Here is a 12,906-nt window from a genome sequence, read left to right on the forward strand (position 1 = left end):
CCCCATTCCTCGGTTATTGCGCGGCTGCTTGGCCGCGCACCAAGGCCAAGTAATCGCGCCGGGTTTCGGGCGCAACACTGGCCACCAATTGCGCGTAGGGCGTTTGGTGGCGCGCCAACATGCGCGCCGAGGCCATTGTGTGCGATTTGCAAAACCAGTGGCAGGTGTGTTGCATCAGCAGCAGCTCTGCCGACATGGTAAAGGCGCGGTCGCGCTCCGATTGGCCGGGCTGCCGGTGTACCGCACGCTCTAGCCCACGCGCATGGATGCTCAAGGCTTGGCGCATATCAAAGGTGGCTTGTGGCCACCAAACATCGGCCAGGGGTAAAGGCAGGGGCAAGCGGCTGATGCGGGTGCTATCGGCCTGCACTTGGGCAAAATCTTTGGCAAAACGCCGAAACTGCTCGGACAATTGGTGTTCGGTGGTGGCCAGCAGGTGCCAAATTTGCTCACGCCGCTCTGGAGTGCTTTCGCCCAAGGCACGCAGATAGCCATCCATCAGCGCTTCCATCAGCTTTTCAATTTGGTAGGGTTGCAGGTGGCGGCCCAGCAGCAGCATACGGCGGCGTTGATGGCGGTTGTTGAGCCAATACAGCCCCACTGTGAGCAGTAACGCAAGGGTCAAAATATCCATAAATTTTCAGATGCGTGCAGCAAGTATCAGACCCAAAACAGGCTCGATAGGTCATTGACAAAAATGGGCATGTCTTTCCACAAGCCCTTGAGGCGTTTATCGGCCACCGTGACCCATTGCGGTTGGTACAAAAAGGCGTGTACCGCATCTTCGGCCAATAGGCGTTGTGCCTCGCCCAAGAGCCGCGCCCGATCTACCGGACGCGCGGCGCTTTGCAATTGGGCATACAGCGCCTGAAAGGCCGGGGAGCGGTAGCCCCAGTAATAATCGGGTTTGGCAAAATTGCCCAAATCAAACGGCTCGACGTGTGAAATCAGCGTCAGGTCGTAATTTTTGTGTTGGTAGGTGCCACTGAGCCACTGCGCCCACTCGACGTTTTGCAGTTTGACTTGGATGCCAATTTTGGCCAATTGGGCAGCGACAATTTCGCCGCCTTGGCGCGCATAAGGCGGCGGCGGCAGCGTCATGGTGAGCTTGAGCGGCTGCTGCACGCCCGCTTCGCGCAGCAGTTGCCGTGCTTTTTCTGGGTCATAGGGGTTGATGCCGGTGGTATCCACATAGCCAAAGCTGCCGGGCACATAGTGGCTACCAATCGGCACGCCGTAGCCGTCGGCCCCGCCATCAATCAGCGCTTTGCGGTCAATGGCGGCGGCAATAGCGCGGCGCACGCGCACATCATTGAGGGGCTTGCGCGCATTGTTCATGGCAACAATGGTTTTGGCGCGCGAGTTGCTGACCTGCACCTGAAACCGTGGGTTGGCCTTGAACTGCGCCACACTGCGCGGCGTAACGCGGGCAAACAAATCGACATCACCCGCCAACAAGGCGGCCACTTGGGCGGCGGGGTCGGCAATAAAGCGGAAGGTGGCTTGGCGAATGCGTAGCGGCGCACTGGGGCGAAAGCCGCTCCATTGCTCTAGCGTGAGTGAGGAGCCTTTGCGCCACTGCTTGAGTTGGTAAGGGCCAGTGCCCACCGGGTGGGTGGCGTTGCTGGCGGCGCTTTGGGGTTCGACCATCGCGGCGCTGGCTTGGCCCAGCATAAATAAAAAATCGGGGTCAATGTTGTCGTGGTGGACGGACACGGTATGCTCGTCCCGCACCACGGTTTTGAGCGGGGCAAAGCTGCCCTTGTCTTTGTTGGTGCTTTTGGCACTGCCCGCACGGTCTAATGAAAATTTGACGGTGTGCGCGTTAAAGGTGGCACCATTGTGAAACTTGACATCTTTACGCAGGCGCAAGGTGGTGGTTTTGAAATCGGGGGAGACCTCCCAGCTTTCGGCCAACAGCGGCGAGACGCTGCCATCGGCGTTGATTTTGGTCAGGCTCTCAAACAGGTTGTAATGCACGATTTCGCCAATCGCCGAGGCGGCGCCAGAGGTGGGGTCTAGCCCCGGCGGTTCTAGGTGCAGGGCCAGCACCAAGGTGTCTTTGGCTGGCTGGGCTTGGGCGATGCGGGGCAAGGCCAAGGAAAGGCTGGCCAAGCCGCTGCTGGCCAAAAGGGTACGACGCTGGAACATGGAGTGCTGTTTTTTTAGGGCAATGGCGGATTTTCGCCCACTGCCGCTGCCATGCGTTGGCGCAGGGTTTGTTGGCGGCGCGCACGACCGGGGTCCATTTGCGGCACAGCATCGAGCAAGGCCCGGGTGCAGGGGTGCTGCGGATTGGAAAACAAAGCTTGCGGCGTGCCGCGCTCTACCACCTGGCCTTGGTCTAATACCAAAACCTCATCGCACAAATGTTGCACCACGGCCAAATCGTGGCTGATGAGAACATAGCCTAAACCATGTTGCTGTTGCACATCAAGCAGCAAATTCAGCACTTGTGCCTGCACCGATACATCCAAAGCACTGACCGGCTCATCGGCCACCACCAGCAGGGGTTTGGTGATGAGGGCGCGGGCAATGGCAATGCGCTGGCGCTGGCCACCAGAAAACTGGTGCGGGTATTGGTCTAAAGCACTGGCTGGCAAGCCGACTTGGGCCAGCACTTGGGCTGCTTGTGCGCGCTGCTCAGGGCGGCTGATGGGCTGGCCCAAGCCACGCAAGGGTTCGGTGACAATCTGGGCGATGCGCTGGCGTGGATTGAGGGAGCTGTACGGGTCTTGAAACACCATTTGCATGTGGCAACGCGCTTGGCGCAAAGCCGTGGCGTGCAGGGTGTGCAAGGGGGGCCGCCCGAGCAAGCGCACGCCACCGCGACTGGGTGACAGGAGGCCCATGAGCAAGCGCGCCAAGGTCGATTTACCCGCCCCCGAGGCCCCAACAATGCCAATACTGCGCCCCATTTGCAGGGTAAAACTGACATCGTGCAGCACCGTGCGTTGCGTGGCTGTTTGCCACGGCCAAGGCGCTGGTACGGGGTAGCCAAAGCCCAAGTTTTGCACTTGGAGCAAGGGCAACTCGGGCAGGGCATCGGGCGCGGGGGCTTGCCAAGCGCCAGACATTTCCCGAAAGTCGATGTCGATGGCCTGCGTTTTTTGTGGGGCCGAAGTCATCGCAGCCTCCAGGCTTTTTGCCCCGGCGTGCTGCTGGGGGTGGCCTCTATACGCAGGCAGCGCACGCTGTGGCCATCCTCAGACAGGGTTTGCACCCCTGGCGCTTCGCGCTGGCAGGCCGCCAAGGTGAACTCGCAACGCCCGGCAAACGGACAACCAAGCGGCCTATCGGCCAAAGCAGGCAGGCTGCCCGCAATGGCGGGCAGGCGCTGGCGCAAGCGCGAATGCGCCCCCAGCACCGGGCGCGCCGCCAATAAAGCGCGGGTGTAAGGATGCGCCAAATGGGCAAACACCGCTGTGGTGGGGCCGCTCTCTAACACGGTGCCACCGTACAGCACCAACATCTGGTCGGTGTTTTGGGCAATCAAGCCCAAATCGTGCGAAATCAACAGCAGTGCCATACCGCGCTCGGCGGCCACGTCTTGCAGCAACTGCAAAATTTGCTGCTGCAACACCACGTCCAGCGCGGTGGTGGGTTCATCGGCAATCAGCACCTCGGGGCCACAGGCCAAGGCCATCGCAATGGTGATGCGCTGGCGCTGGCCGCCAGAAAATTCATGCGGGTAGCTGTCTAGCCGTTGCGCTGCCTCGGGCAGCCCGACACGCTTTAACAAGGCTAAAGCCTGTTGGCGTGCCGCTGCCCGCCCCAAACCTTGGTGCAGGCGCAAAGGCTCGGCCACTTGGTCGCCAATACGGTGCAGCGGATTGAGTGCTGTCATGGGTTCTTGAAACACCATTGCCAAGCGTTGCCCGCGTATGCGGCACAGAGCAGCATCGGGCAAACCCAACAATTCTTGGCCATGCAGGCGGATACTGCCGCGCACCTGCGCCCCTTGGGGCAACAAGCCCAGCAAAGCCAAGGCAGTGAGGGATTTGCCACTGCCCGACTCCCCCACCAGCCCCAGCGTTTGGCCACGCTCTAGGCTAAAAGACAAGTCGCGCACGGCCTGCACTGGTCCTTGTGCTGTCGGTAGGGCAATCGACAAATTCGTTACTTGTAGCAAAGGCGTGGGCATAGGCGGTGCGTTAAAAGAAGAGGGCCAGCATCGGCATCAGCATCAACGCTGTTGCGACAAACGCGGGTCCAGGGCATCGCGCAGGCCGTCGCCCAACAAATTAAGGCCCAACACCGCCAGCACAATCGCCAAACCGGGCCATAAAGCCAACAATGGCGCTTGCCAGAGCAGGGTTTGGGCCTCGCTGAGCATTCGGCCCCACGAGAGCTGCGGCGGCTGCGCGCCCAGCCCCAAATAAGACAAGGCGGCTTCGAGCAAAATGGCCACGGCAAATTGCACCGTGGCCTGCACCAGCAGCGCCGGGGCGATATTGGGCAACACATGCTCTAAGCTGATGCGCCAGCCACCCTTGCCACTGATGCGTGCTGCCAAAATAAAATCGCGCGTCCATACCACCTGCGCCGAGGCGCGCGCCACGCGCACAAACACCGGAATGTTAAACAAGCCAATCGCCAAAATAGCGTTGAGCAGCCCCGGCCCATACACTGCCGTGAGCATGATGGCCAACAGCACCGCCGGAAAGGCAAACGCCACATCGGCCAGCCGCAACACCAGTTGCTCTAACCAACCGCGCCGCGCCGCTGCCAGCAGGCCCAAAGCGCTGCCCAGCACCAGCCCGATAGCCACGGCCAGCGCCCCGACCAGCAGCGCTTGCCCGGCCCCCAACAGCAGCATGGCGGCGACATCACGCCCCAAGGCATCGGTGCCCAGCCAATGGTGCGCGCTGGGGGTTTGCAGCTTGGCTGCCAAATCGACCTCGTAGGCAGATGCGGGATGCCACAACAAGCCCACCACGGCGGCCAGCAGCCACAAGGCCACCAACAAACCACCCAGCGCCAAGCTGGGGTGCTGGCGCAGCCAAGCCAGCACAGAACGCGCCGGGCGGGGTGCAGCAGAAACAGGCGCAGGAGGAGCAGCAGGCATAGAAAAAAACCGAGGAGTAGGCGGTGCTTTAGCGTATAGCACGCCGCTGGGCCGTCAGGCGCGGGTCTATCAGGGCGTGCAGCATATCGACCACAAAATTGACCCCAATCACCAAAGCAGCCAACAGCAACACCCCATTACGCACCACCAACAAATCGCGGTTGGCAATCGCTTGGAACAGTAGCCGCCCCAAACCCGGCAGCTGGAACACATTTTCTATCACTACCGCCCCGGCCAATAAATTGGCAAATTGCAAGCCCATGATGGTCAGCACCGGAATCATGGCATTGCGTAGCGCATGGCCCCACAGCACCTGCCGATAGGATAAGCCCTTGGCGCGTGCGGTACGCACAAAATCCTCGTGCAGCACCTCTAGCAATGCCGAGCGCAGCGTGCGCGCCAAAATAGCTGCCTGCACCAAAGCCAGCGCCACAGCGGGCAGCAACAAAGCCTGCAAAGCTGGCCACAGGCCACCGCCCTCAGCGGCGGTCCAACCTGGAAAGCCCCCAGCGCTAAACCAAGGCAGTTGGATAGAAAACAACCAAATCAAGCCAATCGCCAACCAAAAGCCGGGCACCGCCATGCCCAGTTGCACCAACCCCATCACGGCGGCTCCGTCCCAGCGCTGCTGGTGCGCGGCGGCATACAGGCCAGCGGCAAAGGCCAAAGCCGTACTCAAGCTGATGGCCAGCAGCGCCAGCGGCACCGTGACGGCCAAGCGCTCTTGCAGCAAATCGGCCACCGGGCTGCCGTAGGCATAGCTGTCGCCCAAATCGCCCGTGAGCAAGCCCCAAAGCCACTGGCCATAACGTTGCAACGCGGGTTGGTCTAGCCCCAATTCAGCGGCTAATGCGGCTACGGCCTCCGGGTCGGCCTCTGGCCCCATCAACACCTGAGCAGCATTGCCCGGCAACACATCCAAGATGCCAAAAATAGCCGCCGATGCGGCCAGCAAAGCCGCCAGCATCCAGCCTAGGCGTTGAAGCAAAAACCATCCCATAGCGGCAATATGACCTGTTGACCCGTGTTGTTGAAGCGAGGGCTGCCAGCATAGCGGCAAAAGAAAGGCCAGCACAGGATAATCCAGCCCCATGAAATTTGTTTTTGCTGCGAGTGCCCTATGGCCTTGATGATTACCGACGAGTGCATCAACTGCGATGTCTGTGAGCCAGAATGCCCCAATCAGGCCATTTTTATGGGGCCAGAAATTTACCAAATTGACCCAGCACGCTGTACCGAATGCGTAGGCCATTTTGATGAACCCCAGTGTATGCAGGTCTGTCCGGTCTCGTGCATTCCGGTGGACCCGCAACACACCGAAAGCCATGAAACCCTGTGGCAAAAGTTTCAGCGCTTACAAAGCAGTGCCTGATGGCGGCAATCTGCGCCACAATGCCCCTATCGTCTGACGCTTGGGGGGCTTTTTTTCATGAAACCACAGATTTTGGCTGCATGGGCGCTGGCACTGGCCACGATGGCCCCTGCTACTTGGGCACAGCCAGCCACCGACACCATCGGCCACCTGCAAAACCTCTCGGGTAGCGCCACGGTAGAGCGCGCTGGCACCGCACTGCCCGCCAGTGCAGGCATGGCATTGTTGCAAAACGACCGCATACGCACCGGCAGTCCGGGGGCAGCGGGTATTGTGCTGACCGATGACACCGCCATCTCTTTAGGCTCGGGCAGTGAATTGTTGCTCAACGACTATGCTTTTGCGCCCCAAGAGGGCAAATTGGCGCTGGCCGTCAAATTGCTGAAAGGTACTTTTGCCTATGTGACCGGGCAAATCGTCAAGCTGGCCCCCGAGGCCGCACAGGTGCAAACGCCCACCGCCACCATTGCCGTGCGCGGCACCAAACTACTCATCGAGGTACAAGAATGAGCAGCAGCAACCCCCTTCCCCCTACCCTTCGACCCGGTTGGGCACTCTATGGCATGGCCGCTGTGCTATTGGCGCTGGGTGGCTGCGCGCGCCAATCGGTGGTCTTGGTGCCCGATGCCGACGGCCACGTAGGCACAGCAGAAGTCCGCACCGCTGCCGGGCGACAGGTATTGCAAAAAGCCCACGACATGACGCAAATTGGTGCTGGCACCAACGCCGCCCCTTCGGCCATCACGACGGCCCAAGCCGAATTTATTACCGCCACCTTTGGTGAAGTGTTGGCGATTGAGCCAGCACCCGCCAAGGTATTTATCCTGCTGTTTGAGAGCGGTACCGCCCAATTGCGCCCCGACGCGCTGGCGCAGTTAGAAGAGATTGCCAAGGCAGCCACACAAAAGGGCACGGTGCGCGTCAGTATCAGCGGCCACAGCGATGCCACTGGCTCGGTGCAAATCAACGATACCCTGTCACACCAACGGGCCGCGCAAGTGCAAGCGCTGCTGCTAGAACGTGGCGTGGCAGCGCAGCTGATGGATGTCAGTTCACACGGCAAAAATAACCCCTTAGTGCCTACTCCAGACGGCGTGCCCGAGCCACGCAACCGCCGTGTCATGGTTGTAGTGCGCTAAAGCTGAGTACCCCGTCCCCGTGGCATCTGCTGGCTTGCAGCATCTGCGTGCCGCGTGGCACCACGAAAAAACCCGTCTGTATGCCTTGGGCCTGTGTTTAAGCGTACTGCTGGCGATGCTCTCGGCATGGCAACCAGTGGCGCTACGCAAAGCCGATGGCGCGGTGTATGACCACCTGTTGGCAGCACGTAGCCAAACGCCGCCCTCCGATGCCGTGGTGTTGGTGGGGGTGGATGAAGCCAGCTTAGCCGCCTTGGGCCAATGGCCGTGGCCGCGTTATCGGCTGGCTTTGCTACTAGAGCAGCTGCAACGCTTGGGTGCGCGCGTGGTAGCGCTGGATATTCTCATGCCCGAACCCGACCGCAGCGCGCCCGATGTCATTGCCCGCGAGCGCCAACGCGATTTGCAAGGCCAAATTTTGGCCAGCAGCCCCAGCGCCCCCAGCAGCCCCAGCGCCCCCAGCAGCCCCAACGGCACTAGCGATAGCAACTCGCAGCGTTTGGCCCAAGCCATGCAAACCATGCCCACGGTGCTGGGTTCTTATTTGCAATTTTTTGCCCCCCCTGCTGGCTCCAGCGCTGTACCCCCTCCCGCCTTGCCTGCTGGCACGGTGTTCTCGCACAACACGCAGGGCGCTTTGCTGTGGCCCCAAGCACAGGGGCAGCTGCGTAGCCTGCCGCAACTCACCCAAGTCGCCGCTGCCGAAGGCTTTACCAACGCCTTGCAAGATATAGATGGCAAATTGCGCCGCGTTCCCCTGCTATTGCCCAGCCCCAATGGCACGGGCTACCAGCCCTCACTGGCCTTAGCCACCTTGCTGCAAGCTTCTACCAACCGCTCACTGCAATTGCAAACCAGCAGCACCGAAGCACATCTGCACTGGAACGGACACCAAATTCCACTCGACCGGGGCGGCAACTTGCTGCTTGATTGGCGCAAGCAGCTCCCAGACCACATCTCAGCGCTGGCCGTGTTGCAAGGCACGGTCGCCCCAGAGCGCATCCGCGACAAAATAGTATTGGTAGGCACTTGGGCGCTAGGCTTGGGCGATTTGCACCTGGCCCCTTCTGGAGCCTCGGTGCATGGGCTGGTATTTCATGCCACCGTAATAAACAACCTGCTGGCCGGGCGCTTTATTGCCCGGCCCGCTTGGGCAGCTGGGGCCGAATGGCTGGCAGTGCTGCTGGTCGGACTGCTCACTACGTGGTGGCTGGCCCATGCTGGTGTGTGGGGCGCAGTATTGTGGGTGGTGTTGGGCAGCAGCAGCATTTATGGGGCCGCGCAAATGTTACTGGTGCAACAAGGCTTGCACCTATCACCACTGATGCCCATGCTGGCGCTGGTGTGCATCAGCTTGTTTTTGAACTTGCTCAAATACGGCATGACAGCGCACAAACTGCGTTTGCGTACCCGCGACCTGCTGGATGCACAAGACGAAATCATCATCAGCCTCTCGGTGCTGGCCGAAACGCGCGACAAAGAAACTGGCCACCATATCCTACGCACCCAACGCTACGTCAAGGTACTGGCACAACAACTGGCCAGCACGCCAGGCTACCGGCACCTGACCCCCCATGACATCGAATTGCTAACCAAATCGGCCCCACTGCACGACATCGGCAAAGTAGGCATTCCAGACCGCATTTTGCAAAAACCCGGCAAACTCACACCCGAAGAGTTTGCCGTAATGAAAACCCACCCCCTGATTGGCGCGCAGGCACTAGAGCGCATCATTGCCAATAGCAGTCGCCCCGAAAAGCAAAATTTTTTAGACTACGCGCGCCAGATGATTGAAGCCCACCACGAACGCTGGGACGGCACCGGCTACCCGCACGGCTTACAAGGACATGCCATTCCCTTGGCTGGGCGTTTGATGGCATTAGCCGATGTCTATGATGCCTTGGTCAGCCGCCGAGTCTATAAAGAAGGCTTCGCTCATGCCCAAGTGCGCCAGATGCTGCTAGAGCAATCAGGACACCACTTTGACCCAGACGTGGTCAACGCCTTTGTGGCCCAAGAAGACGAATTTGTCCGCATTGCCCACGAGTTGGCCGACCCGCCTGAAACACTATCCACCGCTTCGGCTTGATTGATTTTTTCAATTTCTCGCTGTGCCAAAATAGCCCTTCCTTCTACTTTGGGTGTTAGCAATTTTTTGCCATCGCCAAGTTCTATTTTGTCGAGCAGAAAAAGGCAGGCGTAGCGGTGAGAAAAATAGTACACAGCGACATCGTTCTGGGCGAACCAATCGGTTTTTCTATTTATAGCCAAAGCGGTACCTTGCTCTTTCGCCGTGGCTCGGTCATTCACATGCCCGATCAAATATCGCGACTCTTGGTGCGCGGCGCGCAATATGACGAAACCGAAACCGATTTGCGCCCCTACACCCCGGAGGCTCCCCCACCGCCGCCCGAGCCAGAAGAGTTATCGCCGTTTGAACACATGGGCAGTTTGATTTTGAACCTCAAGCATGTGCTGGCCACCATGCTCAAAAATCCTGAGCAAATTGATGTAAGCACCCGCATCAAGAAAATTGCCCAAGAACTACAAAAAATTTGCCAGAAAGACATTGATAGCGCCTTAGCCGCTCCGTGTGTCGATAGTTATAATTCATATATTGTGGTGCAGCAAATGATGGGGGCCGTACTCACTGAACTCATCGCACAAAAAAAAGGCTTAGATGCCGGGCAGCGGCTGTCTTTGGTGTGTGCTGCCCTAACGCGCGATGTGGGCCAACTGCAAATGCAGCTAGAAATGGACAAACATGCTGGCCCACTGCCCGACGATTTATGGGCGCAAATGCGCCAACACCCCGAGTTGGGCGCACAATTGCTACAAAAATCGGGGATTACAGACCCGGTTTGGCTAGATGCCGTGCGCCAGCACCACGAGCATTTGGATGGCAGCGGCTATCCGGCCGAGCTACCCGCCGCGCACATAACGCAAGGCGCCAGAATTTTGGCCGTAGCCGACCGTTACAGCGCCATGACCAAACAGCGACCTTACCGTGCCCAAGCCTATTTTCCACAATTTGCATTGAAAGAAATTTATCTGAAAAAAAATGCTGAAATTGATGAAGAAATTGGCAGAATTTTAATTTCAGTGACCGGTTTATTGTCACCAGGTACGATGGTACGCATTAAATCTGGCGAAGTGGCAGTAGTAAAAAGCCCAACCGTTAAACCCGATGCTGCGGTGGTGTATGCGGTTTATGGAAAAACCGGCATGATTCTATCCACCCCGGCCCGCCGTGATACCTCGCAGCCAGGTTGCGAAATTGTGGGTTTAGTCCCCTTTGCCGATTGCCTTACGGCAGCGGTGGTCATCAAGCAGGTATGGGCTAAGTAGCCCCAAGTCCCACCATAGCCCAGGGAAATAAAACCATGAAAATGAATTTACCGGTGACCGGCCAAGAGCAACTCTTCTCTGCCGACAAAAACATGGTCACCAAGACCAACACCAAAGGCATTATTACCTTTGCCAACAAAGATTTCATTGAAATCAGTGGCTTTTCAGAAGAAGAATTAATCGGCAAAAACCACAATATCATTCGGCACCCCGACATGCCCCCGGCAGCGTTTGCCACCATGTGGCAAACCCTGAAGCGTGGCCTGCCTTGGCAAGGCATGGTTAAAAATCGCTGTAAAAATGGTGACCATTATTGGGTGAATGCGCGTATTGTGCCCATTAAGAAAAATGGCGAAGTTACCGGTTATATGTCGGTACGCTCTTGTCCATCGCGCGAACAGGTGGCCGAGGCCGAAGCAGCCTACCAAGCAGCTACCACCGCCCCCGAAACATTTAAAGAAGAGGCTGCTCCACTTTGGAAAAAGCATTTATCTATTAAAAATGGAATTCCACTCTGGATTTTGTTTGTAACAGTGCTGATGATTGGCGGTGGCATTCTGGGCATGACCGGTATTAACTTATCCAAAGCCGATATTCAAGCGTTATACCATCGAGAAATGGTACCGGTACAATCTATCCATCGCATTAATTTTTTAATGGCCGACAACCGCGCCCAATTGGGACTGGCCCTGAATTTTAAATTTGGCACCCATTCAGAAACCGTCATAGCCCACAGCTCGGGCAACCAGCAATTGATACGCATTCAAAAAAATAAAAAAGAAATTGATGAAATTTTAGCCAGTTACATGGGCCAAGTGATTGATCCTCAAGAAAAACAATTGGCACAACAATATATTCAGGCCCGGAGCCACTACGTCAAAGAGGGCTTATCACAAGCCATGCAGGCAATTGAGGCAGAAGATTATTTGGCAGCGCAGCGCATTTTCTTTCAACAAGTCAATCCGCTGTATGAAGAAGCCAACGCCCGTGCTTCTGCTTTGTTAGACTATTTATTGGCGCGCGGTCATAGCAAATTAGTAGATACCACCGTGCGCGCCGATGTTATCTTAAAAATGGCGATTGCCGGAATTGCTTTCAGCTGTTTGGTGTTGGTGGTGGCTGGATTTTTCTTTTTCCGTTTTACTGCCAAGCCATTGGAAGAGGCGGTACTGGCTTTGGAAGACATCGCCGAAGGCAATCTTTCTAAGCATGTTAATCCGTCGGGCTATGGCGAGCCAGGACGTGTCATGACTGCGGTATTTTTTACCCAAATGCACCTCAAGGTGATGATTTATGAAATCCAACAGTCTTCTGATTCTATTCACCGCCAGTGCAACAATTTGAATCAATTGATGATGGACTTGGCCGAACATTCGGACGAACAACAAGACCGCATTTACCAAACCGTTGATGCGGTAAATGCCTCACGCAGTGCGTTGGCCAGCATTGCAACCCAGATGGATGCTTTATTAGAAACGGTTCATAGCGCAGAAGATGATAATACGCCCCTGCCGCTAGTGCAAAACCAGCTGCCTAGCCCAGCGGATTTGGATTGGATGCCCGCAGAATTATTAGCCACTTTGGGTGATGATTTTGCCGCTGCGACTCCCCTGCCTGCCACTAGCGCCGAAACTCCTGCCACCCCAGCTCCAGCCCCCGCCTTGGCAAGCACGGCAAGCCAGCATGTTGCTACGCATGGCAGCGGCACCAGTTCTGTGGCCTTGCGCCAACAGGTGCAGAGTATTGCCAGCGCAGCGCGCGGTCAAGCTTTGGCGGTAGAAGAGGTAGCGCGCCAACTGAGCCAAGTAGCAGCGCTGGTGGTGCAAAACCGCGAAGATGTGCAAGGTGCTTGGGCGGCATCGCAGCAGCTAGAGCAAGCCGCCAAAGAGTTGGATGAGTTGGTTAAATACTTTGATTGAAACTGACCGCCGCTGACTGCCGCCACCGTCCCGGTGGTTCTGACCAAACCAACACGGCAG

12 protein-coding genes are annotated in these 12,906 nt (G+C 57.6%); 6 read left to right on the top strand and 6 right to left on the bottom strand.

Annotated elements, in window-relative coordinates:
• Positions 1 to 13: 13 nt before the first annotated feature.
• The 6 genes from PHX60_RS03755 to PHX60_RS03780 are packed head-to-tail and all read right to left on the bottom strand — an operon-like array spanning position 14 to position 6,068.
• Positions 14 to 634 carry a hypothetical protein gene (locus PHX60_RS03755; RefSeq protein WP_300074899.1) on the bottom strand — a complete coding sequence of 207 codons (621 nt, stop codon included), beginning with the start codon at positions 632 to 634 and terminating at the stop codon, positions 14 to 16.
• Between the two features lie 26 nt (positions 635 to 660).
• The gene (locus PHX60_RS03760; protein WP_300074902.1) at positions 661 to 2,151 is read right to left on the bottom strand and encodes an ABC transporter substrate-binding protein; all 1,491 of its coding nucleotides are present in this window, start codon (positions 2,149 to 2,151) and stop codon (positions 661 to 663) included.
• Positions 2,152 to 2,165: 14 nt separating this feature from the next.
• Positions 2,166 to 3,077: an ATP-binding cassette domain-containing protein gene (locus tag PHX60_RS03765; protein WP_300075248.1), complete on the bottom strand. Its 912-nt coding sequence runs from the start codon at positions 3,075 to 3,077 to the stop codon at positions 2,166 to 2,168.
• A 47-nt stretch (positions 3,078 to 3,124) separates the two neighbouring features.
• Positions 3,125 to 4,144 carry an ABC transporter ATP-binding protein gene (locus PHX60_RS03770; protein WP_300074905.1) on the bottom strand — a complete coding sequence of 340 codons (1,020 nt, stop codon included), beginning with the start codon at positions 4,142 to 4,144 and terminating at the stop codon, positions 3,125 to 3,127.
• Positions 4,145 to 4,186: 42 nt separating this feature from the next.
• Positions 4,187 to 5,068, bottom strand: a complete 882-nt coding sequence (locus PHX60_RS03775; protein ID WP_300074908.1) for an ABC transporter permease — start codon at positions 5,066 to 5,068, stop codon at positions 4,187 to 4,189.
• Positions 5,069 to 5,096: 28 nt separating this feature from the next.
• On the bottom strand, positions 5,097 to 6,068 hold the full coding sequence (locus tag PHX60_RS03780; RefSeq protein ID WP_300074911.1) for an ABC transporter permease: 972 nt from the start codon (positions 6,066 to 6,068) through the stop codon (positions 5,097 to 5,099).
• 120 nt (positions 6,069 to 6,188) lie between these two features.
• Between PHX60_RS03780 and PHX60_RS03785 the strand changes: the two genes are divergently transcribed.
• The 6 genes from PHX60_RS03785 to PHX60_RS03810 all read left to right on the top strand — a co-directional run bounded on the left by PHX60_RS03785 (position 6,189) and on the right by PHX60_RS03810 (position 12,846).
• Positions 6,189 to 6,440, top strand: a complete 252-nt coding sequence (locus PHX60_RS03785) for a YfhL family 4Fe-4S dicluster ferredoxin (protein ID WP_300074914.1) — start codon at positions 6,189 to 6,191, stop codon at positions 6,438 to 6,440.
• Between the two features lie 57 nt (positions 6,441 to 6,497).
• A complete protein-coding gene (locus PHX60_RS03790) occupies positions 6,498 to 6,950 on the top strand; it encodes a FecR family protein (RefSeq protein ID WP_300074917.1) in 453 nt (150 codons plus the stop codon).
• Positions 6,947 to 7,579: an OmpA family protein gene (locus tag PHX60_RS03795; RefSeq protein ID WP_300074920.1), complete on the top strand. Its 633-nt coding sequence runs from the start codon at positions 6,947 to 6,949 to the stop codon at positions 7,577 to 7,579. Before PHX60_RS03790 ends, PHX60_RS03795 begins: the two co-directional genes overlap by 4 nt.
• Before the next feature lie 19 nt (positions 7,580 to 7,598).
• Positions 7,599 to 9,668: a CHASE2 domain-containing protein gene (locus tag PHX60_RS03800; protein ID WP_300074923.1), complete on the top strand. Its 2,070-nt coding sequence runs from the start codon at positions 7,599 to 7,601 to the stop codon at positions 9,666 to 9,668.
• 116 nt (positions 9,669 to 9,784) lie between these two features.
• The gene (locus tag PHX60_RS03805) at positions 9,785 to 10,927 is read left to right on the top strand and encodes an HD domain-containing phosphohydrolase (RefSeq protein WP_300074926.1); all 1,143 of its coding nucleotides are present in this window, start codon (positions 9,785 to 9,787) and stop codon (positions 10,925 to 10,927) included.
• Positions 10,928 to 10,962: 35 nt separating this feature from the next.
• The gene (locus PHX60_RS03810) at positions 10,963 to 12,846 is read left to right on the top strand and encodes a Tar ligand binding domain-containing protein (RefSeq protein WP_300074928.1); all 1,884 of its coding nucleotides are present in this window, start codon (positions 10,963 to 10,965) and stop codon (positions 12,844 to 12,846) included.
• Positions 12,847 to 12,906: the final 60 nt, after the last annotated feature.

Origin of the sequence: Giesbergeria sp. (assembly GCF_028686475.1) — a bacterium.
Taxonomy (GTDB): Bacteria; Pseudomonadota; Gammaproteobacteria; order Burkholderiales; family Burkholderiaceae_C; genus Simplicispira.

Excerpts from the sequence above, each read along its gene's own strand:
- PHX60_RS03775 (WP_300074908.1), bottom strand. The coding sequence starts at position 5,068 with ATGCCTGCTGCTCCTCCTGCGCCTGTTTCTGCTGCACCCCGCCCGGCG.
- PHX60_RS03790 (WP_300074917.1), top strand. The coding sequence starts at position 6,498 with ATGAAACCACAGATTTTGGCTGCATGGGCGCTGGCACTGGCCACGATG.
- PHX60_RS03755 (WP_300074899.1), bottom strand. The coding sequence starts at position 634 with ATGGATATTTTGACCCTTGCGTTACTGCTCACAGTGGGGCTGTATTGG.
- PHX60_RS03810 (WP_300074928.1), top strand. The coding sequence starts at position 10,963 with ATGAAAATGAATTTACCGGTGACCGGCCAAGAGCAACTCTTCTCTGCC.
- PHX60_RS03795 (WP_300074920.1), top strand. The coding sequence starts at position 6,947 with ATGAGCAGCAGCAACCCCCTTCCCCCTACCCTTCGACCCGGTTGGGCA.
- PHX60_RS03780 (WP_300074911.1), bottom strand. The coding sequence starts at position 6,068 with ATGGGATGGTTTTTGCTTCAACGCCTAGGCTGGATGCTGGCGGCTTTG.
- PHX60_RS03760 (WP_300074902.1), bottom strand. The coding sequence starts at position 2,151 with ATGTTCCAGCGTCGTACCCTTTTGGCCAGCAGCGGCTTGGCCAGCCTT.
- PHX60_RS03765 (WP_300075248.1), bottom strand. The coding sequence starts at position 3,077 with ATGTCTGGCGCTTGGCAAGCCCCCGCGCCCGATGCCCTGCCCGAGTTG.
- PHX60_RS03770 (WP_300074905.1), bottom strand. The coding sequence starts at position 4,144 with ATGCCCACGCCTTTGCTACAAGTAACGAATTTGTCGATTGCCCTACCG.
- PHX60_RS03785 (WP_300074914.1), top strand. The coding sequence starts at position 6,189 with ATGGCCTTGATGATTACCGACGAGTGCATCAACTGCGATGTCTGTGAG.